Origin of the sequence: Pseudonocardia sp. DR1-2 (genome assembly GCF_023717215.1) — a bacterium.
In the GTDB taxonomy this organism is placed as follows: domain Bacteria; phylum Actinomycetota; class Actinomycetes; order Mycobacteriales; family Pseudonocardiaceae; genus Pseudonocardia; species Pseudonocardia alni.
Window position 1 is genome coordinate 231,262 of sequence record NZ_JAMQOF010000006.1, and the last position, 23,373, is coordinate 254,634.

At 73.9% G+C, this 23,373-nt stretch carries 26 protein-coding genes and 1 other RNA gene; 8 read left to right on the forward strand and 19 right to left on the reverse strand.

Annotated features, from left to right (window positions below; genetic code table 11):
- Positions 1-10 precede the first annotated feature (10 nt).
- Entirely contained in the window at positions 11-1,501 is a 1,491-nt protein-coding gene (locus ND486_RS19210) for a cryptochrome/photolyase family protein (RefSeq protein WP_251785595.1), read from the reverse strand.
- A 65-nt stretch (positions 1,502-1,566) separates the two neighbouring features.
- On the opposite strand from ND486_RS19210, the gene ND486_RS19215 reads away from it, so the two are divergent.
- Positions 1,567-2,295 carry a VIT1/CCC1 transporter family protein gene (locus ND486_RS19215; protein WP_251785596.1) on the forward strand — a complete coding sequence of 243 codons (729 nt, stop codon included), beginning with the start codon at positions 1,567-1,569 and terminating at the stop codon, positions 2,293-2,295.
- Positions 2,296-2,298: 3 nt separating this feature from the next.
- On the opposite strand, the gene ND486_RS19220 is transcribed toward ND486_RS19215, so the two are convergent.
- The 6 genes from ND486_RS19220 to smpB all read right to left on the reverse strand — a co-directional run bounded on the left by ND486_RS19220 (position 2,299) and on the right by smpB (position 7,047).
- Positions 2,299-2,490, reverse strand: coding sequence for a ferredoxin (locus tag ND486_RS19220; RefSeq protein ID WP_208819900.1), 192 nt, complete (start codon positions 2,488-2,490; stop codon positions 2,299-2,301).
- 5 nt (positions 2,491-2,495) lie between these two features.
- The gene (locus ND486_RS19225) at positions 2,496-3,725 is read right to left on the reverse strand and encodes a cytochrome P450 (protein ID WP_374231444.1); all 1,230 of its coding nucleotides are present in this window, start codon (positions 3,723-3,725) and stop codon (positions 2,496-2,498) included.
- Between the two features lie 100 nt (positions 3,726-3,825).
- Positions 3,826-4,207: a transfer-messenger RNA gene (ssrA, locus tag ND486_RS19230) on the reverse strand.
- Between the two features lie 113 nt (positions 4,208-4,320).
- Positions 4,321-5,571: a trans-acting enoyl reductase family protein gene (locus ND486_RS19235; RefSeq protein WP_251785598.1), complete on the reverse strand. Its 1,251-nt coding sequence runs from the start codon at positions 5,569-5,571 to the stop codon at positions 4,321-4,323.
- Between the two features lie 2 nt (positions 5,572-5,573).
- Positions 5,574-6,533: an amidohydrolase family protein gene (locus ND486_RS19240; protein WP_251785599.1), complete on the reverse strand. Its 960-nt coding sequence runs from the start codon at positions 6,531-6,533 to the stop codon at positions 5,574-5,576.
- 25 nt (positions 6,534-6,558) lie between these two features.
- Positions 6,559-7,047, reverse strand: coding sequence for an SsrA-binding protein SmpB (smpB, locus tag ND486_RS19245; protein WP_060713108.1), 489 nt, complete (start codon positions 7,045-7,047; stop codon positions 6,559-6,561).
- Positions 7,048-7,190: 143 nt separating this feature from the next.
- Here smpB and ND486_RS19250 point away from each other — a divergent pair, with 143 nt between their 5' ends.
- Positions 7,191-8,054, forward strand: a complete 864-nt coding sequence (locus ND486_RS19250) for an NAD(P)H-binding protein (RefSeq protein ID WP_251785600.1) — start codon at positions 7,191-7,193, stop codon at positions 8,052-8,054.
- 4 nt (positions 8,055-8,058) lie between these two features.
- Here the strand turns inward: ND486_RS19250 and ftsX are convergent, their stop codons facing one another.
- The 3 genes from ftsX to ND486_RS19265 are packed head-to-tail and all read right to left on the reverse strand — an operon-like array spanning position 8,059 to position 10,183.
- Positions 8,059-8,961: a permease-like cell division protein FtsX gene (gene ftsX, locus ND486_RS19255; RefSeq protein WP_251785601.1), complete on the reverse strand. Its 903-nt coding sequence runs from the start codon at positions 8,959-8,961 to the stop codon at positions 8,059-8,061.
- Positions 8,962-9,651 carry a cell division ATP-binding protein FtsE gene (gene ftsE, locus ND486_RS19260; RefSeq protein WP_226355406.1) on the reverse strand — a complete coding sequence of 230 codons (690 nt, stop codon included), beginning with the start codon at positions 9,649-9,651 and terminating at the stop codon, positions 8,962-8,964.
- A gap of 52 nt (positions 9,652-9,703) precedes the next feature.
- Positions 9,704-10,183, reverse strand: a complete 480-nt coding sequence (locus tag ND486_RS19265) for a MarR family winged helix-turn-helix transcriptional regulator (RefSeq protein ID WP_208819916.1) — start codon at positions 10,181-10,183, stop codon at positions 9,704-9,706.
- Positions 10,184-10,250: 67 nt separating this feature from the next.
- Here ND486_RS19265 and ND486_RS19270 point away from each other — a divergent pair, with 67 nt between their 5' ends.
- Positions 10,251-11,471 (forward strand): multidrug effflux MFS transporter, encoded by a 1,221-nt coding sequence (locus ND486_RS19270; RefSeq protein WP_251785602.1) that lies wholly within the window; start codon positions 10,251-10,253, stop codon positions 11,469-11,471.
- Positions 11,472-11,631: 160 nt separating this feature from the next.
- On the opposite strand, the gene ND486_RS19275 is transcribed toward ND486_RS19270, so the two are convergent.
- The 5 genes from ND486_RS19275 to ND486_RS19295 form a co-directional block, all read right to left on the reverse strand.
- A complete protein-coding gene (locus ND486_RS19275; RefSeq protein ID WP_251785603.1) occupies positions 11,632-12,390 on the reverse strand; it encodes a hypothetical protein in 759 nt (252 codons plus the stop codon).
- The gene (prfB, locus tag ND486_RS19280) at positions 12,387-13,493 is read right to left on the reverse strand and encodes a peptide chain release factor 2 (protein ID WP_073578362.1); all 1,107 of its coding nucleotides are present in this window, start codon (positions 13,491-13,493) and stop codon (positions 12,387-12,389) included. Before prfB ends, ND486_RS19275 begins: the two co-directional genes overlap by 4 nt.
- Positions 13,494-13,525: 32 nt before the next feature.
- The gene (locus tag ND486_RS19285; RefSeq protein WP_020621783.1) at positions 13,526-14,035 is read right to left on the reverse strand and encodes a helix-turn-helix transcriptional regulator; all 510 of its coding nucleotides are present in this window, start codon (positions 14,033-14,035) and stop codon (positions 13,526-13,528) included.
- A 102-nt stretch (positions 14,036-14,137) separates the two neighbouring features.
- Positions 14,138-15,166, reverse strand: coding sequence for an acyl-CoA dehydrogenase family protein (locus ND486_RS19290; RefSeq protein WP_251785604.1), 1,029 nt, complete (start codon positions 15,164-15,166; stop codon positions 14,138-14,140).
- A gap of 13 nt (positions 15,167-15,179) precedes the next feature.
- The gene (locus ND486_RS19295) at positions 15,180-16,352 is read right to left on the reverse strand and encodes an acyl-CoA dehydrogenase family protein (protein ID WP_062400611.1); all 1,173 of its coding nucleotides are present in this window, start codon (positions 16,350-16,352) and stop codon (positions 15,180-15,182) included.
- A gap of 126 nt (positions 16,353-16,478) precedes the next feature.
- On the opposite strand from ND486_RS19295, the gene ND486_RS19300 reads away from it, so the two are divergent.
- The gene (locus tag ND486_RS19300; RefSeq protein ID WP_020621780.1) at positions 16,479-16,721 is read left to right on the forward strand and encodes a hypothetical protein; all 243 of its coding nucleotides are present in this window, start codon (positions 16,479-16,481) and stop codon (positions 16,719-16,721) included.
- Positions 16,722-16,728: 7 nt separating this feature from the next.
- On the forward strand, positions 16,729-17,121 hold the full coding sequence (locus ND486_RS19305) for a hypothetical protein (protein WP_062400607.1): 393 nt from the start codon (positions 16,729-16,731) through the stop codon (positions 17,119-17,121).
- Positions 17,122-17,127: 6 nt separating this feature from the next.
- Here the strand turns inward: ND486_RS19305 and ND486_RS19310 are convergent, their stop codons facing one another.
- Positions 17,128-17,892 carry a tyrosine-protein phosphatase gene (locus ND486_RS19310; protein WP_251785605.1) on the reverse strand — a complete coding sequence of 255 codons (765 nt, stop codon included), beginning with the start codon at positions 17,890-17,892 and terminating at the stop codon, positions 17,128-17,130.
- Positions 17,893-17,944: 52 nt separating this feature from the next.
- Entirely contained in the window at positions 17,945-18,415 is a 471-nt protein-coding gene (gene soxR / locus ND486_RS19315) for a redox-sensitive transcriptional activator SoxR (protein WP_062400605.1), read from the reverse strand.
- 440 nt (positions 18,416-18,855) lie between these two features.
- Here soxR and ND486_RS29860 point away from each other — a divergent pair, with 440 nt between their 5' ends.
- Both ND486_RS29860 and ND486_RS19325 read left to right on the forward strand, forming a co-directional pair.
- Entirely contained in the window at positions 18,856-19,692 is an 837-nt protein-coding gene (locus ND486_RS29860) for a transglycosylase SLT domain-containing protein (RefSeq protein WP_251785606.1), read from the forward strand.
- Positions 19,693-19,814: 122 nt separating this feature from the next.
- The gene (locus tag ND486_RS19325; RefSeq protein WP_251785607.1) at positions 19,815-21,869 is read left to right on the forward strand and encodes an acyltransferase family protein; all 2,055 of its coding nucleotides are present in this window, start codon (positions 19,815-19,817) and stop codon (positions 21,867-21,869) included.
- Positions 21,870-21,872: 3 nt separating this feature from the next.
- Here the strand turns inward: ND486_RS19325 and ND486_RS19330 are convergent, their stop codons facing one another.
- Positions 21,873-22,097 (reverse strand): RNA-binding S4 domain-containing protein, encoded by a 225-nt coding sequence (locus ND486_RS19330; protein ID WP_208819928.1) that lies wholly within the window; start codon positions 22,095-22,097, stop codon positions 21,873-21,875.
- Between the two features lie 33 nt (positions 22,098-22,130).
- On the opposite strand from ND486_RS19330, the gene ND486_RS19335 reads away from it, so the two are divergent.
- Positions 22,131-22,733, forward strand: a complete 603-nt coding sequence (locus tag ND486_RS19335; RefSeq protein ID WP_062400588.1) for a class I SAM-dependent methyltransferase — start codon at positions 22,131-22,133, stop codon at positions 22,731-22,733.
- Here ND486_RS19335 and ND486_RS19340 read toward each other — a convergent pair.
- Positions 22,700-23,302: a TetR/AcrR family transcriptional regulator gene (locus ND486_RS19340; RefSeq protein WP_251785608.1), complete on the reverse strand. Its 603-nt coding sequence runs from the start codon at positions 23,300-23,302 to the stop codon at positions 22,700-22,702. The genes ND486_RS19335 and ND486_RS19340 overlap by 34 nt on opposite strands.
- Between the last annotated feature and the right edge of the window lie 71 nt (positions 23,303-23,373).

A 23,373-nucleotide genomic window follows, 5' to 3' on the forward strand; every position in this document is an offset into this window, starting at 1 on the left:
GCCCGCCGGTTCAGAACTCCTCGCGGGCGGACTCCTGCTCCAGCAGCGCGTCGAGATCGGTCAGCCGCTTCATCGTGGCGACGGCGCGGGCGGTGCGGTTGTTGCCCGCCATCATCTCCTCGTGGCGGTGCACGAACTGCCAGTAGCCCGCGGTGAACGGGCAGGCCTTCTCCCCCACCCGCACCTTCGGGTCGAACGCGCAGCCCGAGCACAGGTCGGTCATCCGGTCGATGTAGGCGCCGCCGGAGGCGTAGGGCTTGGTGGCCATCCGGCCGCCGTCGGCGTGCTGGCTCATCCCGATCACGTTGGCGGGCATCACCCAGGCGAACCCGTCGACGAACGCCGTCGCGAACCACTCGTTGAGCTCCGCGGGCCGGTAGCCACGCTGCATGGCGTGGTTGCCGAGGATCATCAGGCGCGGGATGTGGTGGGTCCAGCCGCGGTCGCGGACCCCGCCCAGGGCGTGCGACAGACAGTTCGCGGTGACGGCGTCGGCGTCCAGGTCGGTCCACCAGTCCGGCAGCGGGGTGCGGGCCCGCAGGTGGTTGCGACGCGTGTAGCCGCGCCCGAAGCGCCAGTACAGCTGCCAGACGTACTCCCGCCAGCCGAGGATCTGCCGGACGAAACCCTCGACGCTGGACAGCCGCGCGTCCCCGTCGTGGTAGGCCTGCTCGGCGGCGTGCACCGCCTCCAGCGGGTGCAGCGCGCCCAGGTTCATCGGCACCGACAGCAACGAGTGCGCCATGGCCCAGTCCTGCTCCAGCACCGCGTCCTCGTACGGGCCGAAGGTGTCGAGGCGGTGCCGGACGAAGTGCCGCAGCGCCCGGGTGGCCTCCTCGTGGGTGACGGCGAAGCGGCGCGGCCCGTCGTTGCCGACCGTGGGGTACCCGGCCGCGTCGAGGTCGGCGCGGACCTGCTCGTCGATCCCGTCCTCGCGGGGTTTCCAGGGCGCCTTCACCTCCAGGCGCGCGGCGCCCTTCGGCGGGGACTCGCGGTTGTCGTGGTCGTAGTTCCACTTCCCGCCGACGGGCTTCTCGCCGTCCATGAGCACGGAGAACCGCTCGCGCTGGGCGCGGTAGAACTCCTCCATCCGGAAGGTCTCGCGGTCGCCGGCCCAGTCGTCGAACTCGTCCTTGCCCAGCGCGAAGGTCGGGGTGGGCCGGACCTCGGTGACCAGCCCCTCCTTCACGAAGCGGCGCACCATGTCCGAGGCCGGGAACGACGTCGGCTGGTGCACCACCACCGGGCGGCCGACCTGCTCCAGCGCCTCGCGGTAGGTGTCGGTGCGCAGGTAGGTGGCCCGGTCGCCGAGCTGCTCGGCGAGGTGGCGCATCCCGGACAGCACCAGGTGCAGCTTCTGCCGGTGGTGGCGACGCCGGCCCAGCGCCCGGGTGGACTCGACGATCACGATCTCGCGGCCGGCGAACTCCTCGGTGTCCCACACGTGCGGGCCGAGCTGGTCGGCGAACAGCCAGAGCGGAGCCGTGTCATCGGACGACATCGACCCAGTGTCGGGGTGGTCGCGCGCCGCCGCGCGGCGAGCGGCGGCGGCCTACTGTTGCATCCGTGAACGATCCGGAGCTGGAGGCGGAGCTCGCCGACCACCACCACGACCACTCCCACCGTGACATCTCCGGCGGCTGGCTGCGCGCGGCCACCTTCGGCGCGATGGACGGCCTGGTCACCACGATCGCACTGATCGCGGGCGTCGGGGGCGGCGGGGCGGGCCGTGACGTCATCGTGCTCAGCGGGCTCGCGGGTGTCGTCGCGGGCGCGTTCTCGATGGCGCTCGGCGAGTTCGCCTCGGTCGGCACCCAGAACGACGCCCTCGACGCCGAGGCCGCCGTCGAGCGCCGTGAGCTGGCCCAGCACCCCCGCGCCGAGCAGCACGAGCTGGCCGCCCGGTTCCGGGAGATGGGCCTGTCCGAGCAGACCGCCGACGCCGTGTCCCGGGAGGTGCACCGCGACCCCGAGCTGGCGCTGCGGATGCACATCAGCCAGGAGCTGGGCGTGAGCCTGGACGACAAGCCGTCGCCGTGGGTGGCGGCGGTGTCGTCGTTCGCCGCGTTCGCGGTCGGCGGCCTGATCCCGCTGATCACGTTCCTGCTCGGCTACGGCTCGCTCGCGCTCGGCCTCGCCGTCGGCGGCGTCGGCCTGCTCGTCGCAGGGGCGCTGACCTCGCGGTTCACCTCCCGGTCGTGGTGGTCGGCGGCGCTGCGCCAGCTGGCGTTCGGCGCCATCGCCGCCGGCGCCACGTACCTGGTCGGCATGCTGATCGGCGTCAGCGCCGCCTGAGGGTCAGTCCTCCACACTGATCACCCGGGCCGGGCACACGTGCTCGGCCTCCTTCACCGCGTCCCGGTCGCCCTCGGCGGGCGAGTCGGTCAGCAGCGCGACGATCCCGTCGTCGTCCTGGTCGAAGACGTCGGGCGCGGTCACGACACACTGACCGGCCCCGATGCACAGTTCCTTGTCCACGATCACGCGCATGGCCATCAGAATGCCACCGGCAGCGCGTGCACGCCGTAGACCGCCATGTCGTCGCGGAACGCGATCTCCGAGTCCGGCACGGTGACCCGCAGTCCCGGGAAGCGCCGCAGCAGCGCCGGGTAGGCGATCTGCAGCTCCAGCCGGGCCAGCGGCTGCCCCAGGCACTGGTGCACCCCGAACCCGAACGCGACGTGCCGGTTCGTCCCGCGGGTCACGTCGACCTCGTCGGGGTGCGACCACTGGCGGGGGTCGCGGTTGGCGGCCTCGGCGGCGAGCACGACGCCCTCCCCCGCGCGGATCGTGACCCCGCCGATCTCCAGGTCCTCGGTCGCGACCCGGCGGCGGCCGATGTGGGTCACGGTCAGGACCCGCAGCAGCTCCTCGACCGCGGCGCGGACCTGCCCGGCGTCGCCGTCGCGGACGACGGCGAGCTGGTCGGGGTGGTGCAGCAGGGTCAGCGTGCCGAGCGCGATCATGTTCGCCGTCGTCTCGTGCCCGGCGACGAGCAGCAGCAGCGCCGAGGCACTCGCCTCGTCGACGGTGAGGTCCCCGGCCGCGACCCGGGCGGCCATCCCGCCGAGCACGTCGTCGCGCGGCTCGTCCAGCCGCTCCCGGACGAGGCCGGCGAGGTAGTCCTGCAGCGCGTCCGACGCCGCGGCCGACGCCTCCGCGCCCGAGGTCAGGTCGACCATGATCCGGCTCTGTGCCTCGAAGAACGCGTGGTCGGCGTAGGGGACCCCGAGCAGGTGGCAGATCACCAGCGACGGCAGCGGCAGCGCGAACGCCTGCACCAGGTCGGTCGGGTTCTCCCCCGCCGCCATGGCGTCCAGCAGCTCGGCGACGGTCTGCTCGACCAGTGGCCGGAGGCGCTCGATGCGGCGCACGGTGAACTCACCGATGAGCATCCGCCGGTGCCGGGCGTGCTCGGGGCCGTCCATCATGATGAAGCTGCGCCGGCGCCCCTGGGAGCGCACGCGGCGCGACCGCGACGCGGCCGGGTAGCCGTCGCGATCGGCGTCGGCGGACAGCCGCTCGTCGGCGAGTGCGGCGCGGACGTCGTCGTAGCGGGTGACGAGCCACGGCGTACTGCCGTCCCAGATCCTGACCCGGGCGACCCCCGGTCCGGCCGGGCACTCGTCGTCCCGGATGCGGGCGAGCTCCGCGGGCGGATCGAAGGGGCACCCGCGCGTCATCGGGTAGGTGGGCACGTGGTCGGTCACGGCGGTCATCGGCATCACTCCCACCAAGGATGTTAGCAATGCACAGTTTCATCGCGCAACGATCTTCGCCGGACACGGGAACGGCCCCGTCCCGGGTCGGGACGGGGCCGCTGGGCGGTGGAGGTGCCGGGAATCGAACCCGGGTCCTCCGTCGGTTCACGAGGGCTTCTCCGTGCGCAGTCCGCTGGGCCTCTACTCGGATCCACCGGTCACGCGAACAAGCCGGTGTGACGATCCCAGCCGCTGTTGGATGTCCCCTGCGATTCCGCGGCCGAACCGCAGGGTGAGTCCCCTGAATGATGTCGGGAACCGGAGCGGGGACGCCTCCGGCCCGACAGCCCCTACCTGGTGATCAGGCAGCGAGCGCGTAAGCGCTCTGGGCAGTGCGACTGTTGTCGGCACTTATTTTTTTGCGACGCATGGTTAACGAGATCATCGTCGCCTTCCTCGGCACGCTTCACCTCGATCAACGATCGGAGTCGAAACCGTTCACCCCCTGGTCGGGTCCCGGAGGACCCGCAGTCCACCTGCACTCCGCACGGACGTACCCGGGCGGACGCACAGCATAACGCCCCGCGCCCGCCCGATCATCCCGGTTCCCGGTGGTGTGTCACCCCGCCGCGACCTCGTAGGTGTGTCCCGCGGCCCGCAGCCGGTCGACCAGCACGTCACCCAGCGCGGTGGCCGGGGTGAGGCAGCCCGCACGGTCGGGCAGCGCGGACCCGCCCAGGGCCAGTGCGAGGCCCGCCTCGCCGAACATGACCGCGGTGGCCCCGTAGCCGGGGTCGCCGGGGCCGGAGACCCGCACCCGGTAGCGACGCCCGGACTCGGTCTCGGCACGCACGTCCATCCGGAACCAGCCGCGCTCGCGGGTCCGCTCCGACGGCCCGGTCCCGGGCGCGGGCAGCACCCGGTCGAGCAGCGGGCGGATCGGCGGCACCATGAACGCCCCGACCAGCGCGCCGAGCCCGCCGGTGACCACACCCGCGGTGACCGCCCCGGACACCCCGCGACCACAGCCCTGGAGCTCGCCGTAGCGCAGGCCGCGACCGTAGGCGTGGTCGAGCAGCGCGTTGGAGCGGCGCACGATCCGGGTGTTGTAGGACGCCATCACGAACGGCGCGGTCCAGGTGCCGTCCGGGAGCCGGGCGGGCGGTCCCGCGTCACCCGGCTGCGACGGCGTCGGCTCGGCCGACGGGTCGGGGCTCAGCGAGTGCGGGCGGGCGGCCAGGCGCCGGGCGTCGCGGTCGGTGCGGACCGTGTCGAGCTGCCCGCGCAGGGAGTCCACCGTGCCGCCGGAGACCCCGCCGCGCATCGTCGCGACCGTGCGGACCTCGGTGAGCCCACCCGCGCCGTCGGCCTGTGCGGCCCGGTGCGCGAGGAACACCCCCAGGTCGGACGGGACGGAGTCGTAGCCGCAGGAGTGCACGATCCGGGCGCCGCTCGCACGGGCGGTGTCGTGGAAGCGGTCGATCGCCTCGCGGACGAACAGCACCTCGCCGGTGAGGTCGGCGTAGTGGGTGCCGGCCCTCGCGCACGACCCGACCAGCCCCAGGCCGTACTTCGCGTACGGGCCGACCGTGCTCAGCACGACGCGTGCGCCCGCGGCGAGCCGGTCGGTCGCGGCCGGGTCGGCGGCGTCGGCGACGATCAGCGGCCAGTCCCGCGCCGACGCCGGCAGCGCCGCCCGGGTCGCGGCGAGCTTCGCCTCGGAGCGGCCGGCCAGCGCGATGCGCACCCCGGGCGGGGCGTGCTCGGCGAGGTGACGGGCGATGAGGCCGCCGACGAAGCCGGTCGCGCCGTAGAGGGCGATGTCGACCGGGGCGGCCGCGCCGTTCCCGTCGTTCTGCGGGCTGACCATGTCTAGGAGCTCCTCGGGGTCGCGGCCGCGGGGCCGGGGGCGGCGTGTCGGACGGGGTCGACGCCCAGCAGCGCGGCCGGGGCGTCGTACAGGACCGAGCGCAGGAAGGCCGCGCCGAGGCGGGGCTCGGCCGCGGCCCAGCCGGCGATCGCGGCGAGCTGCTCGGCGTAGGCGTAGGGGATGTTGGGGAAGTCGGTGCCGAGCACGATCCGCCCCGGGTGCTCGGCCAGGCGTGCCGGCCAGTCCGGCGGCAGCGGCGCGATCGCCTGGGAGAACGCGGTGCCGACCATCGTCGTGTCCAGCACCAGGTTCGGGAACCGGTCCAGCAGCTCCAGCGCGCCCCGGAAGTCCGGCATGCCCGCGTGCGCCAGCACGATCCGCAGATCGGGGTGCGCCGCCAGCACCTCGGCGAAGATCCCGAGCCCGGTGTGCTCGCCGGGGATCGGGCCGTCGCCGCAGTGGACGACGGCGGGCACGCCCGCGTCGGCCAGCAGGCCCCAGGCGTCGCGCAGCAGGGGGTCGCGCGGGTCGAACCCCCCGACCTGGACGTGCACCTTCACCATCCGCGCACCGTCGGAGACGGCACGGCCGAGGTAGTCCACCACGGACGGTTCCGGGTAGAGCGTCGCGGTGCGCACCGCGCGCGGGTGGGCGTCGGCGAACCCGCCGGCCCAGTCGGTGAGCCACTCCCCCATGCCCGGCTTGTGCGGGTAGGTCAGGGGCGCGAACGCGAGCACCCCGAGGCGTTCGAGGATCGCGTAGCGCTCCTCTTCGGGCAGCCGGTACTGCACCGGCCACGGGGTGCCGTAATGGGTCTCGGCGTCGTCGAAGTAGGCCCAGACCTTGTCGAGCATCCGCTGGGGCAGGAAGTGCACGTGCACGTCGACCAGGCCGGGCAGGTCCAGCTCGGCGGTCCAGCGGGGCACGTCGGCGTCGTCGGAGGGTGGCACGGGGAGATCCACGGCCCCACCCTAGGCGGGCCGTGGCTCAGCCGCGCAGGTCCCGGGCCCGCCCCTTGGCCGCACGGCCGACGGCACGCGCGATCTCCTTCTGGGCGTCCTTCTTGGCCAGGTCGCGGCGCTTGTCGTAGTCCTTCTTGCCCTTGGCGAGCGCGATCTCGCACTTGACCTTGCCGTCGTTGAAGTACAGCGACAGCGGCACCAGGGTGAGCCCGCCCTCGCGGGTCTTGCCCATCAGCCGGTCGATCTCCCCGCGGTGCAGCAGCAGCTTGCGGGTGCGGCGCGGCTCGTGGTTGGTCCAGCTGCCGCGTACGTACTCCGGGATGTGCAGGTTGCGCAGGAAGATCTCGCCGTCGTCGATGGTGGCGAAGGCGTCGACCAGCGACGCCCGGCCCAGACGGAGGCTCTTCACCTCGGTCCCCTTGAGCGCGACCCCGGCCTCGAACTCCTCCAGGATCGCGTAGTCGTGCCGGGCCCGACGGTTCTGCGCGATCACCTTCCGGCCCTGTTCCTTCACACGACCAGCCTACCCGCGTACCGCCACCGGTATCCGACCGCGGCATCGCCGGAGCACCGCTCTTGCGTGTCGGCGGCGCCGCGTGCAGACTTCGTAACGAGAGCAGTGCTCTCTTATCGGATCGGCGATCACAGGAGACGGACATGACGACGACGGTGCTGGTGACCGGGGCGACCGGCGGGATCGGCGGGCACCTGCTGACCGCGCTGGCCGGCCGTGACGTGACGGTGCGGGCGCTGGTCCGCGACCCGGACCGCCTCGCCGGTGCCGGCGGCGTCGAGGTCGTGCGGGGCGACCTGCGCGACCCGGACGCCGTCGCCGCGGCACTGGACGGGGTCGACGCGGCCTTCCTCAACTCGCCCTCGGCCCCCGACGCCGCGACCACCCAGATCGCGGTGGCCGACGCCGCCGCGACCGCCGGGGTGTCCCGGCTGGTGCTGCTGTCGCAGTTCGCGGCGCGGGCGGACTCCCCGGTGCGGTTCCTGCGCTGGCACGCCGCGGTGGAGCAGCACGTCCGCGACCTGGGGATCGGCCACGTGGTGCTGCGGCCGAACCTGTTCCTGCAGGGCCTGCTGGCCTTCGCCCCCCTGGTCGCCGCGACCGGCCGGTTCGGCGCCCCGATCGGCGACGCCGCGGTGAGCGCGGTCGACGTGCGCGACATCGCCGACGCCGCCACGGCCGTGCTCACCGGCGCCGGACCGGACGGAGCGGTGCACGACCTCACCGGGCCGCGCGCGGTCACCCACGCCGGGATCGCCGCGGCCCTGACCCGGGCCACCGGACACCCGGTCACGTTCGACGACCTCACCCCCGAGGCGTTCGCCGCCGCCCTGGACGGGGTGCTGCCGCCCTGGCAGGCCGCGGGACTGGTCGAGGACTACGCCCACTACGGGCGGGGCGAGGCCGCACGGGTGGACGACGCCGTGGCCGTCCTCACCGGCCACCCGGCCCGCACCCTGGAGGAGTTCGCCCGCGACCACGCCGCGGCGTTCGCCCCCGCGGGGTGAACGCTCAGACCTTCACGTAGGCGCGCAGGGTCACGTAGCCGGTGACCCCCGCGACGAGGGCCCCGGTGGGCACGAGCAACGCCGAGACCACCAGCACGTCGGTGATCCGGACCGGCGGGATCACGCCGGCCTGCCCCATCGCGGCGAACAGGTCGTCGACGACGACGTACTTGGCCGCGACCAGGCCGATCCCGGCGAGCGCCCCGCCGACGGCCCCGGCGATGGCGGCCTCGACCAGGAACGGCAGCTGGGTGGTCCAGCGCGTCGCACCGACCAGGCGCATCACGCCGACCTCGGTGCGCCGCATGAACGCCGAGACCTGCACCGTGTTGGAGATCAGCAGGATCGCCGCGAGCGCCTGCACGACGGCGAGCGCGAACGCCACGTTGCGCACCCCGTTCAGGAAGTCGAACAGGGTCCCGACGACGTCGCGCTGGTCGATCACCCCGCGCACCCCCGGCCGGCCCTCCACGGCGGCCCGGGCGGCCGCGGCACCCGCCTGCTGGTCGGTCAGGGTGACCCGCAGCGTGGCGGGCAGCGACTGCGGCCGGGCGACGTCGGCGACCGACTGCCCGGCGAACAGCTCGCGGAAGCGGGTCCAGGCCTGCTGCTGGGACTCGAACGAGACCGAGCCGACGCCCGGGGCGGCCTCCAGCGCGCTCCGCACCGACGCGCACGTCGGCCCGCTGCAGTCCGGGTCGGTCTCCGAGACGTCCGGGGTGAGCGCCACCTGGATCTCGAGCCGGTTCGTGTAGAGCGCCGAGATGTCGTCGATGGTGCGCAGCACGAGCAGGCCCGCACCGACCGACATGAGGGTGACCGCGGTGGTCAGGACCATCGCGACGGTCATCGTGACGTTGCGGCGCAGGCCGGAGGAGACCTCGCGGGTGAGCAGGGCGGGGCGCATCTACCGGCCCGCCCCGTACACCGCGCGGGCCTCGTCGCGCAGCACGCCGCCGTCGGCCAGCTCGATCACCCGGCGGCGCATCGCATCCACGATGGACGAGTCGTGGGTGGCCATCAGCACCGTGGTGCCCGCGCGGTTGATGCGCTCCAGGACCTGCATGATCTCCCGTCCGGTCTCGGGGTCGAGGTTGCCGGTGGGCTCGTCGGCCAGCAGCAGCGGGGGCCGGTTGACCGACGCCCTGGCGATCGCGACGCGCTGCTGCTCGCCGCCGGACAGCTCGTGCGGCAGCCGCTCGGCCTTGCCCTGCAGCCCCACCATCTCCAGCAGCTCCGGGACGGCGATCCGGATCTCCGAGGGCCTGCGCCCCAGCACCTCGAGCGCGAACGCGACGTTGCCGGCGACGGTGCGCTTGGGCAGCAGCCGGAAGTCCTGGAACACGCACCCGATCCGCTGGCGCAGCTTCGGCACCTTGCGCCGGGGCAGCCCGGCGACGTCGAGGCCGTCGATGAGGATGGATCCCGAGGTGGGGACGTCCTCGCGCAGTAGCAGCCGCAGCAGCGTCGACTTGCCCGACCCGGACGGTCCGATCAGGAACACGAACTCGCCCGCACCGACCGTCGCGGAGACCCGGTCCAGCGCCGGACGCCCGGACGCCGGGTAGCGCTTGGTGACGTCCCGCAGCTCGATCACGGAGCGGGACGGTACCGCCGCCCGGAGTACACGGGCCGTGACGACACGCCCGTCAGGCCGGTCCGGCGGCGACCGGGTCCCGCGACGGGTCGAGCGCACCGGCGAGCCGGTCCAGGACGGGGACCGCCGCACGCAGCGCGACCGCGTCGGCACCGTCCAGGTCGCCGAGCGCGCGCCGGATCTGCCGCGTCCAGGCGGCGTCGAGGAGCTCGCGGTGCCGGACCGCCCGGGCCGTGGGGTACAGCAGCGCACGACGGCCGTCGGCCGGGTCGGCACGGCGCTCGACGAGGTCGCGCTCGACCAGCGACCGGACGGTCGTACTGACGTTGCTGGGCTGCAGCCCGAGACCGCGGGCCACCGCCGACACCGGGTGCCCGGGCCGGGCCGAGACCCACCGGAGCACCTCGTGCTCGGATCCGGTGATCGCGTCCAGGCCGACCGCGCGTTCGCCCGACGCCCGCAGCACCCGCGACAGGTCGTGGACGGCGGCCACCAGCGCCGCCCAGTCCTCGCGCTCCTTGATCTCCGTCACATACGCGATACTACTCGACCGTTCATATATATTTTCATAGCTGATTGCCGTCGGAGAGAGGACCGTCATGACCGTGGGTACCGAGCAGGCCGCACCGAGGACCGCGCGCGGCCGCACCGTGCCGGACGGCGTGTGGATCGGTGTCCTCGCGCTGCTGACGGCCGTGGCGCCGCTGGCCACCGACATGTACCTGCCCGTGCTGCCGACCGTGGCGACCGAGCTGGGGGCGTCGGCGTCGGCGGCGCAGCTGACCCTGACCGCGTTCCTGGTGGGGCTGGCGGTCGGGCAGCTGGTGATCGGCCCGCTCTCGGACAGCTGGGGGCGGCGACGCCTGGTCCTCGCCGGCACGGTCCTGCTGTTCGTCGCGTCCCTGGCGAGCGCGGTCGCGCCGTCGGTCGCGGTGCTCGTCGTCGCCCGGTTCCTGCAGGGCTTCGGCGGTGCGGCCGGTCTGGTGCTGAGCCGCGCGATGATCTCCGACCGCACCACCGGCGCGCGGACCGCGCAGCTGTTCTCGCTGATGATGGCGATCAACGGGATCGCGCCGGTGGTCGCGCCGGTGATCGGCAGCTCGCTCGGCGGGGTCGTCGGCTGGCGGGGCATCTTCGTCGTGCTCGCCGGGCTGGCGCTGCTCATGCTGGTGTCGTCGCTGCTCGCGGTGCACGAGACGCTGCCGGCCCCGGCCCGTACCTCCGGCGGTGTGCGACGGACCTTCTCCGACGTCGGTGCGCTGCTGCGCCGCCGTCGTTACGTCGGCTACGTGCTCGCCTTCGCCACGTCGTTCTCGATGATGTTCGCCTACATCTCCGGGTCGCCGTTCGTGCTGCAGCAGACCCTCGGCCTCTCCACGACGCAGTACGCCCTCGCCTTCGGGACGAACGCGGCCGGGCTGGTGCTGGGCAACATCGTCAGCAGCCGGCTCGCCGCTCGGGTCGCCCCGCGCCGCCAGCTCGTCGTCGCCGTCGGGGGGCTGGTCGTGCTGTGCGCGGCGCTGCTCGTCGTGGTGCTGCTCGGCGCCGCCCGCTGGCCCGTCCTCGTGCTGCTGTTCGCGACCCTGGCCACGCTCGGGTTCGTGATGGGCAACAGCGCGGCGCTGGCGACCGGCGAGGTCCGCGACCGCGCCGGGACGGGCTCGGCCCTGCTGGGGGCCACCCAGTTCGGCCTCGGCGCCCTGGTCTCGCCGCTGGTCGGGTCGAGCGCGACGGCGATGGCCGTGACCATGCTGACCGCGGCCACGCTCTCCGCCGTGTCGCTCGCCGCCCTGACCCGCGGCGCGACCGCGCCGCGCTGAGCCCGCCCCGCCCCGCCCCGGACACTCGTCGGCCCGGCCGCCGCGACGCCGAGATGCGGCTCAGCGGGAATCGTCGATCTCCACGGCCCGCTGAGCTGCATCTCGGTGGACCGCGCCGACCCGGGTCGAGGCGCGCGGGCGACGGGACACGGGGCCGTCGTCAGGGGGCGGTGATCTCCACCGGCAGCCCGGGGTCGCTGAAGGAGACGGTCACCGCACCCGGGACCGCGGCGCCGGCGTTCTGCGTCCCGGCGGCCGGGGCCTGCGGCTCCAGGCGCAGCCGGAGCAGCCGTCCGCGGTCGGCGGGGGCGGCGTCGGGGGCACCGAGCCAGGCGGTGAACCGCGGGGTCGGCGAGACCAGCCCGGCGAGCTCGTCGAGCCGGGTCGCGACCGCCGGGTTCGGGGCGCCGGCCCGTGCGGCGGCGAGGTCCACCGACCCGGTGTAGGTCGTCGCGGCGACGCCGTCGACGTCGGTGGCCCCCGGCGCGGCGACGACGTCGCGCAGTCCGGGCGCGGCGTGCAGCATCCCGCCGACGGCACCGACCGGGAGGAGCCCCGTGGACAGCGGCTGCCAGCGGTCGCTGCCGCCGAACCGGACCCAGGCACGGTCGTCGAGCACCCTGACCCGGGCACCACGGGTGCCGAGGGCGACGGTGAGGTCTGCGGCGAACGGGGCGAAGCGGGCGGGGCCGGAGGCGCGCACCGGGCCGGTGACCGAGTCCAGCTCGACGTCGACCCGCGCCGACCCGGCGTCGGCGAGCGCGGTGCCCGCGGCGGCCACGGTGTCCTGCGCCGACGGCGCGGCGGAGGCGGGCGGAGCCCCGTCGGCGGCCGGCTCCGGGGATCCCGTCGTGCATCCGGCCAGGGCGAGGACGAGGAGGGCGCCGCAGACGGCGGACGCCCGGCGACCCCGGCTCACGAGGCCGATTCGGTCTGCTTGCGCCAGCGGATGCCGGCCTCGATGAACTCGTCGATCTGGCCGTCGAGCACCTGCGAGGGGTTGCCCTCCTCGTGCTCGGTGCGCAGGTCCTTCACCAGCTGGTACGGGTGCAGCACGTAGTTGCGCATCTGGTTGCCCCAGGAGGACCCGGCCTCCTTGAACGAGTCGCGCAGCTCGCGCTCCTCCTGCCGGCGGCGCTCCAGCAGCTTCGCCTGCAGCACGGCCATCGCCGACGCCTTGTTCTGCAGCTGGGAGCGCTCGTTCTGGCAGGCGACGACGATCCCGGACGGGATGTGGGTCAGCCGGACCGCCGAGTCGGTCGTGTTGACGCCCTGGCCGCCGGGCCCGGACGCGCGGAACACGTCGACCCGCAGGTCCTTCTCGTCGATCTCGATGTGGTCGGAGGTCTCGACGACCGGGGCCACCTCGACACCGGCGAACGACGTCTGGCGCCTCCCCTGGTTGTCGAACGGCGAGATCCGCACCAGGCGGTGGGTGCCGGCCTCGACCGACAGCGTCCCGAACGCGTACGGCGCGTGGACGGCGAAGGTGGCCGACTTGATGCCGGCCTCCTCGGCGTAGGACGTCTCGTAGACGTCGGTGCCGTAGCCGTGGCGCTCGGCCCAGCGCAGGTACATGCGCAGCAGCATCTCGGCGAAGTCGGCGGCGTCGATGCCCCCGGCCTCGGACCGGATGGTCACCAGGGCCTCGCGCTCGTCGTACTCGCCCGAGAGCAGGGTGCGGACCTCCAGCGAGGAGATCTCGCTGCGGAGCTTCGCGCGCTCGGCGTCGGCGTCCGCGACGGCGGACTCGTCGCCCTCGTCCTCGGCGAGCTCGTAGAGCACCGGCACGTCGTCGAGGCGGCGGCGCAGGTCGTCGAGCCGGCGCAGGTCGCCCTGGGCGTAGGCCAGCCGGCTGGTGATCTGCTGGGCGGCGTCGACGTCGTCCCAGAGGTCCGGCCGGCCCGCCTGCTCGGACAGTTCCTCGATCTCCTGGCGCAGCCGGGGCACGTCGGCGACGGCCTCGATGCTGGACAGCGTGGTGTCGAGGTCCTTCAGGTCGGCCTGGACGTCGGAGTTCACAACGGTCGAGGGTACGCGGGGTGGGACCCGGTTCAGTCCTGGGGGATCGCGTCGATCAGCTTGATCATCGCCCGGGTGTGGGCGACGGCGAAGTCCGCGACCGGACGGCCGTAGGGGTCGTCGGTCGCACGGGCGGCGGCGCGGGCCACCGCGAGCCGCTCGGCGTAGGCCTCGCGGGCGGCCGCGACGAGCTCGGTGCGCTGCTTGACCGTCAGCGTCCCCGCGTGCAGCAACCGCAGCACCAGCGGGCTGCGGACGGCGTCGGCGTCGCCGCCGGTGGCGAGCCAGTGCTTGAACGACCGCTTGCCGGCGGCGGTGATCACGTACTGCTGGCTGGCCCGCGGGCCCTGCTTGCCCAGGCGCAGCAACGCCTCCTCGGTCAGCGCGGGCAGCTCGCGGTAGACCTGGCTGCGGGTGACCGAGAAGAACAGCCCGAACCGCTCACCGGCCGCCGCCACCAGCTGCCCACCGGTCATCGGCCCGCCGTGGAGCAGACCGAGGAGTGCGGCGGCGGTGGCGTTGACCGGTGTGACGGGTGCCATCGTCCGACGGTCCCACGTCCGCGCCGGGCGCGCGAGTCCACAGCGCACATCCGCCCTGAGCAGACGGGGTGCACTGTGGCCTCACGCGGGCCCACGGAGGGGTCAGGCCCCGATGGTCAGGGAGGCGATCCGCTCGCGGGAGACGGCGACGTCGCCGTACTGGCCGGCGAGCCGCTTGGCGCGCTTGTAGAAGAAGTGCGCCTCGTGCTCCCAGGTGTAGCCGATGCCGCCGTGGAACTGGATCATCGCCGCGGTCGCCTGGAGCGCCACGTCGCTGCTCTTGGCCTTGGCGACGGCGACGGCGAGCTCGGCGCCGTCGAGCCCGGTGTCCACCGCGTGCGCGGCGTAGAGCGCCGCGTGCTCGGCCATCGTGACCCCGACGTGCAGGTCGGCCAGCGCGTGCTTGAGCGCCTGGAACGACCCGACGGGCACACCGAACTGGGTGCGCTCGCGGTCGTAGGCGACGGTGCGGGTCAACGCCTCGCGGGCGATGCCGACCAGGTCCGCGGCGACCAGCACGGTCGCCCGGTCGGTCAGCTGCTTCTGCAGCTCGACGGTGGTGCCGGGCAGCGCCTCGGCGGTCCCGCCGCCCAGCGACGCGAGCCGGGTGGTGCCGTCGAAGCTGCCGACCGGCGACGCCGTGGCGCCGGTGACCAGCGCCAGCCCGGGCAGGCCGTCCTCGGCCGGGGCGACGACGACGTCGGCGAGCGCGCCGTACTCCACCACCGGCAGACCGGTCGCGGCGCTGCCCCGGGTGGTGAACGCACCGACCGCCTCGCCCGCGGCGAGCTTCGGCAGCCAGGCCGCCTTCTGCTCGTCGGAGCCGGCGAGCCGGATCGCGTCGGCGGCCAGCACGGTGCCGCGCCACGGGCCGGGGGCGACACCCGCCCCGAGCGCCCGGGCGATCACCTGGGCCTCGACCAGGCCGAGACCGAGGCCGTCGTGCTCCTCGTCGACGGTGACCGCGGTCCACCCCTGCTCGCCCGCGGCGCGCCACAACGACGCCGGGTTGCCGTCGTCGGACGGGTTCTCGACGACCGCCCGCACGGCGGCGAGGTCGAAGCGCTCGGCCAGGTAGTCGCGCACCGCGGCGCCGAACTCCTGCTGATCCTGGGTGAGTGCGAAGAACATGTGTCCGTTCCCCTTACCGCGGCAGGCCGAGCACGCGCTCGGCGGTGACGTTGCGCTGCACCTGCGACGAGCCGCCCCAGATGGTGACCGAGCGCGACCACATGGCCTGGGCGTGCAGCGGGCGCAGGTCGGTGCCGTCGGGCAGCGCGTCGAGCGTCGCGTCCTCGCCGAGGATCCGGTCGTAGACCTCCCACAGGTCCTGGAACGCCTCGGACCACTGCAGCTTGGTCATCGACGCCTCGAAGCCGAGATCGCGGCCCTGCTCGACCTGGGTGAGCACGTGCATCGAGTGCAGCTTCAGGCACTCCAGCTCGACCAGGACGCGGGCCAGGTCGTCGCGGATCACCGGGTCGGTGTCGCGGCCGAGCCTCCGGGCGACGGCGGCGATCTCGTCGTACTGACGACGGAACTCGGTGTACTGGGAGATGCCGGACGCGCCGCGCTCGAACGAGAGCAGCAGCATCGCGGTGCGCCAGCCGTCACCGATCTCGCCGAGACAGTCGGCGGCCGGGACGCGGGCGTCGTCGAAGAAGACCTCGCCGAACTCGCTGGCCCCGCTCATCTGGCGCAACGGGCGCGCGGTGACGCCGGGCTGGTCCATGTCGATGAGCAGCATCGAGATGCCGCGGTGCTTCTCCGACCCGGCCTCGGTGCGGACCAGGGTGAAGATCTTGTCGCCGTGCACGGCGTTGGTGGTCCAGACCTTCTGGCCGTTGACGACGAAGTCGTCACCGTCGCGGACGCCCTTGGTGGACAGCGCCGCGAGGTCGGAGCCGGCACCGGGCTCGGAGAAGCCCTGGCACCACACGACCTCGTTGCGCAGCAGCGGGCCGATGATCTCCTTCTTCTGCGCGTCGGTGCCGATCGCCATGACCGTCGGCGCGAGGAAGGTCAGCCCGAGCGGGTTGACCGTGCGCGGCGCCTGGGCGCGGACGGTCTCCTCGTCGTAGATGGCCTTCATGCCCGGCGTGCCGCCGCGGCCGCCGTACTCGACGGGCCACTGGATGCCGGCGAACCCGGCGTCGGCCTTGTCCCGTTCCCAGTCGCGCCGCAGCCGGAAGCTCTCGGAGTCCTCCAGGGACTCCCAGAACCCGGGGCGGGTCCACTCCTGCGGGATGTGGGCGCCGAGCCAGGAGCGCAGTTCCGCGCGGAACTCCTCCTCGGCCGGGGTGAAGGTCAGGTCCATGGATGAGCACCCGTTCGTCGTGTGAGGTCGGCACTGTCCCGACCCGGAGCCTTCCATACCCGCCGGTAACCTGCCTCCCGCGGCGTGTCCGTGACCCGGGCGGTATGCAGGGAGTAGCATTTCGGTATGCGCAGCGAGCGGGTGACGGTCACGCTGCCGGCGGAGCTGGTGGCCGAGGCGAGGGACGCGGTGTCCCGCGGATCGGCGGCGAGCCTGTCCGCCTACGTGGCGGAGGCCGTGCAGGCACGGCAGGACCGGGACCGTTCCCTGGCCACCCTGGCCGACCTCTACGGCGGCCCCCCGCCGGCCGACGAGCTGGATGCCGCGCGCCGTTCGCTGCGCCCGGTCCCGCCCGTGGCCGTCGGCTGAGCCCGCGATGATCGGCGGACGCGTACTCGACTCCTCGGCTCTGGCGGCCTTCGCGACCGGTCGCCCCGTCTACATGCGTGCGCTGGTCTGGGCCGCGGTGGAGGAGAACATCGTGCTCGCGGTGCCCAGCGCCGCCCTCGGCCGCGCCTGGTCGATGGTCGACGCCGAGCACCACGCCGCACTGCAGGTCCTGCTGGGTCTGCCGAACACCGTGATCCACGAGCTGTCCCCCGAGAGCGCCCAGGAGGCCGGGCTGCTGCTGGCCTCCCAGGGGCTCGACGACATCGTGACCGGCCAGGTCGTCACCGCCGCCCGGCGGCGGGGCTGGCCCGCGGTCACCGGGGACCCGGGGTCGCTGCGCAAGCTCGACCCGATGGTGCCGATCGAGGAGCTGCCCTGAGCGTGCTCAGGCGCTCCCGTCGCGCAGCCGGGTCCGGAGGCGCGTCAGCTCGTCCTCGGTGAGGCCGTTCTCGCGCAGCCAGCCGACCGGGCCGCCGTGGCGCTCGTCGAGCAGCCGCAGGAACTCGGCCATGACCTCGGCCCGTGGGCGGTGCCGGTCCAGCTCGTCGGCGCCGGGCATCGGCTCGCCCGAGGCGGTCGTCCACTTCCGGAACAGGGCGTCGATCCGGGTCGCGGACAGCGCGTAGTCGGCGGTGATCTCCTCCCGCGGTACCCCGACCGCGGCGCACACCAGCGCGACGAGCACGCCGGTCCGGTCCTTGCCGGCGGCGCAGTGCACGACGGTCGTGCCGGACTCCAGCCCGGCGATCCGGCGGACCCCGTCCACGACGTACTCGCCGCGGCCGTCGAGGTAGGCCAGGTAGTGGCCGAGCATCGGGTCGAGCGCGGCGTGGGCGTCCTCGGTCTCGGGCAGGGCGATCCCGGTCTCGGGGATGAAGCTGAGCCGGTGCACCGGCACCCCGGCCGCGGCGAGCGCACCGAGGCCGTAGGTCGTGCGTTCGTGGTCGGTGCGCAGGTCCAGCACCTGCGCGACGCCCAGCTCGTCGGTGAGGTACGCGACGGCGGCCGGCCCCAGCCCCTCCAGGGACTCGGTGCGCAGCAGGACGCCGGTGCGGACGCGGCCCCCGCCGTCGAGCGGGAGGCCGCCGACGTCACGGGCGTTGGCGAGGCCGTCGACGGTCAACCAGCGGTCCGGTACGAGATCGGTCACGACCCCAGGTTAGGCAGCCCGGGGCGCCACGGCAGCGGTCACCGGGCAGGGTTCACCGGCCGTGCACCGGCGGGCGGCGCAGCGCGGCGGGCAGTACCCGGGCACCGTCGCCGTACGCGGCGGCGGCGTCGTCGGGGTTGACCAACCGGCAGGTCGTCATCGACAGGCAGCCGCAGCCGATGCAGCCGTCGAGGCCGTCGCGCAGGGCGGTCAGCGCGTCGATCTGCTCGTCGAGCCTGCCGCGCCAGGACCGCGACAGCCGGGCCCAGTCCGACCGGGTCGGCGTGCGGTCCGCGGGCAGCGCGTCGAGGGCGGAGCGGACCTCCTCCAGCCCGATCCCGATGGACCGGGCCGCCCGGACGAAGGCGAGCCTGCGCAGCACGCTGCGCCGGTAGCGGCGCTGGTTGCCCGAGGTCCGCGTCGCGGAGATCAGCCCTTCGCGCTCGTAGTAGCGCAACGCCGAGTGCGGGAACCCGCTGCGCTCGACGATCTCCCCGATGGTCAACAGGTCGCCCGTGTCCATGCCCGTCCCCCGTCCCGCTACCCCGCCGCGGCCGCCCCCACACGCCGTTCCGCGCATCGGGACGGCCCGTACAAACCTCGAGCCGACTCCAGTATTGCGCCGTTCGTCGCGAGCCCGCCACCTGCGGGGACCGCCGTCCGTCGGCCGAGGCGCACCGTCCACCGGGTTGCTCCCCGCACGCTCTCAAGATCACGGAACCGGTGAACGGTGTCTGTCGCGCGGCGACCGACGACCCCGGGGCTGGACCCCCGCGGCGGGGCCCTCTACGGTCATCCCCAGTCATCACGGCCCGATCACGAGCGGGCTGGAGCCGGACTCCCCGACCGGCTCACCCGGGACCCCCGACCCGGCCGTTCGTGCGCGGCGCCGTCCGTGATCTGAAAGGCGTTTCCTTGCCCGGACACCGCTCCCCCGGTGGCCACCACGGGTTCCCCCGACCCGTGGCGACCACACCCGCAGCGACGGCCGCTGCACCGTCCCTCCGTTCCTCGCGGGACGGCGGCCCCGCGCACGCCGCGCGTCGTGCGGGCACCCGCACGGCCGCCACCGGCGCCGCGTTCGGCGTGCTCGCCTCCGGTGCGTTCGCCGCGATCGTCCCGACCACTCTCGACGGGACCTCGACGCAGGCCGACGCCGAGGAGGGCGGCACCACCGCCGCCACGACGCTGGCCGCGTACTCCGCGAACATCCCCTCGGCCACGAAGGCCACCGACGGCTCGACCTCCGGCTTCTTCAGCCCGGTCTCCTTCGCCCAGCCGTCCGCCGCGTCGGGCGCGCTGCAGGCCGCCGCCCCCGCCCAGGACGCCGACCTCGCGTCCATGGGCAAGGCGCACGAGATCGCGACGAAGATCGCCGCCGAGCACGCCAAGGCCGCCGCGGCCGAGAAGGCGCGCCAGGCCGAGAAGGCGCGGATCGACGCGATCGTCGCCCAGGGCGGACTGGACGGCTGGATCGCCGAGGCCCTGGACCACATGGGGCTGTCCCAGTCCTACGCGAGCGGGCTCAAGCGGATCATCCTCAAGGAGTCCAACGGGAACCCGCACGCCATCAACAACTGGGACTCCAACGCCGCGGCCGGCAACCCGTCCGAGGGCCTCATGCAGGTCATCCCCTCGACGTTCGCGGCCTACGTGCACCCGGACTTCGCGGACCGGGCGATCACCGACCCGATCGCGAACATCACCGCGGGCGTCCGCTACATGATCGACCGCTACGGCATCGACACCCTCGACGCGGGTGGCCGGGTCGGCAGCCACGGCGGATACATCGGATACTGAGCGAGACCCTGACCCCACGACGGCGGTCACCGGGGGAACCCGGTGACCGCCGTCGTCGTTGTAGGGGTCGAATCGTAAACTTCCCTTTACCCGATCGTGCCCGCAACGAGGAGCTGCCACTCGTGTCGTCACCCGGTGGAGCCCCCGCCAGCCGCACCACGACGACGGCCGGGGGCGTCGCGCGCTCCCGGTTCCGTCCGGAGCTGCAGGGTCTGCGCGCCCTGGCGGTGGTGCTGGTGGTCGTCTACCACGTCTGGGTCGGCCGGGTCTCCGGCGGCGTCGACGTGTTCTTCCTGATCACCGGCTTCCTCATCACCGGTGGTCTCCACCGGGCGGCGGCGCGGGGCGGGGTCGACGTGCTCGCCACGTGGCGACGCCAGTTCTCCCGGCTGCTACCGGCGGTGACGGTCGTCCTCGTCGCGGGCGTGGTGGCCGGGCTCTGGCTGCTGCCGGAGAACCGGTGGATGCCGACCGTCCGGGAGACGGTCGCCTCGCTGCTGTTCCTGCAGAACTGGGAGCTGGCACACAACTCGGTCGACTACGCGGCCCGCGACAACGCGGCGAGCATCGTCCAGCACTTCTGGTCGCTGTCCATCCAGGGTCAGTTCTACCTGCTCGCGCCGCTGGTCGTGGCCGGTGTCGCGATCGCGACCCGGCGGGACGGGGCCGACCTGCACCGGCGGCTCACCGGCACGCTGCTCGCCGTCGGCGGGGCCTCGTTCGCGTACTCGGTGTACCTGACGCTGGTGAACCAGCCGCTCGCCTACTTCCACTCCGCGACGCGGATCTGGGAGTTCGCGCTCGGTGGGCTGCTCGCGCTGTGGATCTCCCGGATCGAGGACCGGCCGGAGCTGACCCCCGGCACCCGCGCGGTGCTCGGCTGGGGCGGCGTGGCCGCGCTGGTCTCCTGCGGGATCCTGCTCCAGGTCGACCGCGCGTTCCCCGGCTGGGCGGCGCTCTGGCCGACGCTGGCCGCGGCGATGGTGCTGGTCGCCGGGCGGTCCGGGCACCGGTTCGGCGTCGACCGCCTGCTGTCGGGACGGGTGCTGCGCACGATCGGCGACATCTCGTTCCCGCTGTACCTGTGGCACTGGCCGATCCTGACGCTCACCCTGGTGCGCACCGGGCAGGACCGGCTGGACCTCGAGCAGGGCGCCGCCGTGATCGCGGTGTCGTTCGTGCTGGCCTGGCTGACCCACCGGTTCGTCGAGCAGCGGATCGCCGCGCTCGACGTGCGCCACGCGCTGCGGACCGGCGGGGTGCTCGCGCTGACCGTGCTCGTCGCGGCGGGCTCCTGGTACGGGCTGGCCGCCGCGCGGGCGTCGACGCCGGTGCTGGCGGGCTCGCCGTCGCACCCGGGCGCGGCGGCGCTGTCCCCGCAGTTCGACCTCGCCTCGCTCGACCCGGCCGACGCCGAGCTGACCCCGTCGCTGGTGCAGGCGCCCGACGACTGGAGCTACCACGGCACCAGCTGGGACTGCGGGCCCTCCGAGCACGACGCGGAGCTCGAGGTCTGCACCGTGCCCGCGCCGGCCCCGGAGACCTCGGAGCGGACGGTCGCCGTGGTCGGCGACTCGCACGCCCAGCAGTACGCCGCCTCGCTCGCGGTGATCGCCGAGCAGCGCAACTGGTCGATGGTGGGCATGTTCCGCGGGGCCTGCCCGATGTCGGTGCGCTCGGAGACCGTCGCCGACGACCAGGGGTGCACCGACTGGAACGCCGCGGTGCACGACCAGCTGGTCGCGATGCACCCCGACGCGGTCCTGACCCTGGCCAGCCGCGACGTGCGGCCCGGACTGCACGAGCAGACCCCCGAGGGGTTCGTGCAGGCCTGGCAGCGGCTCGACGCGGCCGGGATCCCGGTCGTCGCGGTCCGCGACAACCCGCGGTTCGACTTCAACGTGGTCGACTGCGTCGCCCGGCAGGGCCGGGGCGCGCCGGACTGCGAGGTCGACCGGCACACGCTGTACCAGCCGTACCCGCCGTGGTCGGCGGTCCCGGGCGTCCCGCCGAACGTGGTGTTCGCCGACGTGGCCGACGGCATCTGCGACCCGGCGGTCTGCCGCAGCGAGGTGGGCAACGTGCTCGTCTACATGGACGACAACCACCTGACCGCGACCTACGCCGAGACCCTCGCCCCGACGCTCGCGACGGCGTTCGACCACCTCGGCTGGTGAGCCTCAGGCCGGGCGGACGCTCCGCCCGGCCACGGAGACGACGTCGCCGCGCCGGATCCGGGCGCCCCGGCGGTGCTCCGGTGCCCCGTTGACCGTGACCTCGCCCGCCTCCAGGATCTCGCGGGCGTGCACGCCGTCCTCGGCGAGCCCGGCGAGCTTCAGGAACTGACCGATCCGGATCGGCTCCTCACGGATGGGCACGTCCTGCGGGGGCTGTGGCGTCCTCATGTCCCCAGTGTCCCCGCCGTAGCATCACCCGGCGTGGGTGACCACTACTTCAGCGCCACGCCGTCCGTCGCGAGCCACCGCGGGTCGGTCCGCCTGCACACGTCCGACGTGGACCTGTCGCTGGTGACCGACACCGGGGTCTTCTCGCACAGCCGCCTCGACCGCGGGACGAAGGTGCTGCTCGACACCGCACCGATGCCGCCGGTGCGCGGCCCGCTGCTCGACGTCGGCTGCGGCTACGGCCCGATCGCGCTCACCCTGGCCAGCCGGCGCCGCCGGCTACCGGTGTGGGCGGTGGACCTCAACGAGCGCGCGCTGGGTCTCACCCGGGAGAACGCCGACGCGGCCGGGCTGGGCAACGTGACCGCCTGCCGGCCCGAGGAGGTCCCCGACGACGTCACCTTCGCCGGGATCTACTCCAATCCGCCGATCCGCTCCGGCAAGGCCGCGCTGCACGAGCTGCTGCTGCGCTGGCTCCCGCGGCTCCTCCCGGACGGGCGGGCGTACCTGGTGGTGGCGAAGAACCTGGGCTCGGACTCGCTGCAACGGTGGCTGAGCGACGAGCAGGGCTTCCCGACGACCCGCCTGGCCTCCGAGCGCGGCTACCGGGTTCTGGAGGTCGCACCGGCGCCCTGAGCGGGCGGGAGCAGCCCGTCGACGAGTGCGTCGACGACGGTGTCGGTCGGGGTGTCCGGGTCGATGGACAGGGTCAGCCGGTCCAGGAGCAGGCCGTCGACCGCGTAGTGGAACAGCGCGATCTCCGCGGGCCCGCCGGGCAGTCCCGCGGCCCGGTTGTAGGCGACGTCGGCGGCGAACCCGGTGCGCAGCCACTCCCCCATGACCTCGGCGACCTCCGGGCGCCGGGCGGCCTCCAGGCGGAGCTCGAACAGCGCCAGCGTCACGTCCCGCTCGGCACCGAGCCGGCGCACGATGTCGCGGATGTGGTCGGCGAACATCGCGGGCCCCGCCTCCCCCGCACGCAGCCCGGCGACGGTGTCCGGGTCCGGTGCCAGGCGCTGCCCGATCCGGTCGGCCAGCGCACGGACGAGCTCGGCGCGGGTCCGGAAGTAGTTCGACGCCGTGCCGGTCGGGACGCCGGCCTCCCGGTCCAGCGCGCGGTGGGTCAGTCCCCGGGCACCCTCGCGGGCCAGGACGGCCAGCCCCGCGTCGGCCAGCCGTTGCCTGCGGTCGTCGTTGCGTGCCATGCGGGCACCCTAGACGAACCACGACGCCTGTTGTACTTTCGGCGACCACGACATCCGTCGTGGTTTTCTCG

What these genes read in the sequence shown, in the direction of transcription:
- ND486_RS19210 (WP_251785595.1), bottom strand. Translation starts at nt 1,501, where the DNA reads ATGTCGTCCGATGACACGGCTCCGCTCTGGCTGTTCGCCGACCAGCTC.
- ND486_RS19220 (WP_208819900.1), bottom strand. Translation starts at nt 2,490, where the DNA reads ATGCGCGTGATCGTGGACAAGGAACTGTGCATCGGGGCCGGTCAGTGT.
- ND486_RS19225 (WP_374231444.1), bottom strand. Translation starts at nt 3,725, where the DNA reads ATGCCGATGACCGCCGTGACCGACCACGTGCCCACCTACCCGATGACG.
- ND486_RS19235 (WP_251785598.1), bottom strand. Translation starts at nt 5,571, where the DNA reads ATGGTCAGCCCGCAGAACGACGGGAACGGCGCGGCCGCCCCGGTCGAC.
- ND486_RS19250 (WP_251785600.1), top strand. Translation starts at nt 7,191, where the DNA reads ATGACGACGACGGTGCTGGTGACCGGGGCGACCGGCGGGATCGGCGGG.
- ftsX (WP_251785601.1), bottom strand. Translation starts at nt 8,961, where the DNA reads ATGCGCCCCGCCCTGCTCACCCGCGAGGTCTCCTCCGGCCTGCGCCGC.
- ND486_RS19270 (WP_251785602.1), top strand. Translation starts at nt 10,251, where the DNA reads ATGACCGTGGGTACCGAGCAGGCCGCACCGAGGACCGCGCGCGGCCGC.
- ND486_RS19285 (WP_020621783.1), bottom strand. Translation starts at nt 14,035, where the DNA reads ATGGCACCCGTCACACCGGTCAACGCCACCGCCGCCGCACTCCTCGGT.
- ND486_RS19290 (WP_251785604.1), bottom strand. Translation starts at nt 15,166, where the DNA reads ATGTTCTTCGCACTCACCCAGGATCAGCAGGAGTTCGGCGCCGCGGTG.
- ND486_RS19295 (WP_062400611.1), bottom strand. Translation starts at nt 16,352, where the DNA reads ATGGACCTGACCTTCACCCCGGCCGAGGAGGAGTTCCGCGCGGAACTG.
- ND486_RS19300 (WP_020621780.1), top strand. Translation starts at nt 16,479, where the DNA reads ATGCGCAGCGAGCGGGTGACGGTCACGCTGCCGGCGGAGCTGGTGGCC.
- ND486_RS19305 (WP_062400607.1), top strand. Translation starts at nt 16,729, where the DNA reads ATGATCGGCGGACGCGTACTCGACTCCTCGGCTCTGGCGGCCTTCGCG.
- soxR (WP_062400605.1), bottom strand. Translation starts at nt 18,415, where the DNA reads ATGGACACGGGCGACCTGTTGACCATCGGGGAGATCGTCGAGCGCAGC.
- ND486_RS19330 (WP_208819928.1), bottom strand. Translation starts at nt 22,097, where the DNA reads ATGAGGACGCCACAGCCCCCGCAGGACGTGCCCATCCGTGAGGAGCCG.
- ND486_RS19340 (WP_251785608.1), bottom strand. Translation starts at nt 23,302, where the DNA reads ATGGCACGCAACGACGACCGCAGGCAACGGCTGGCCGACGCGGGGCTG.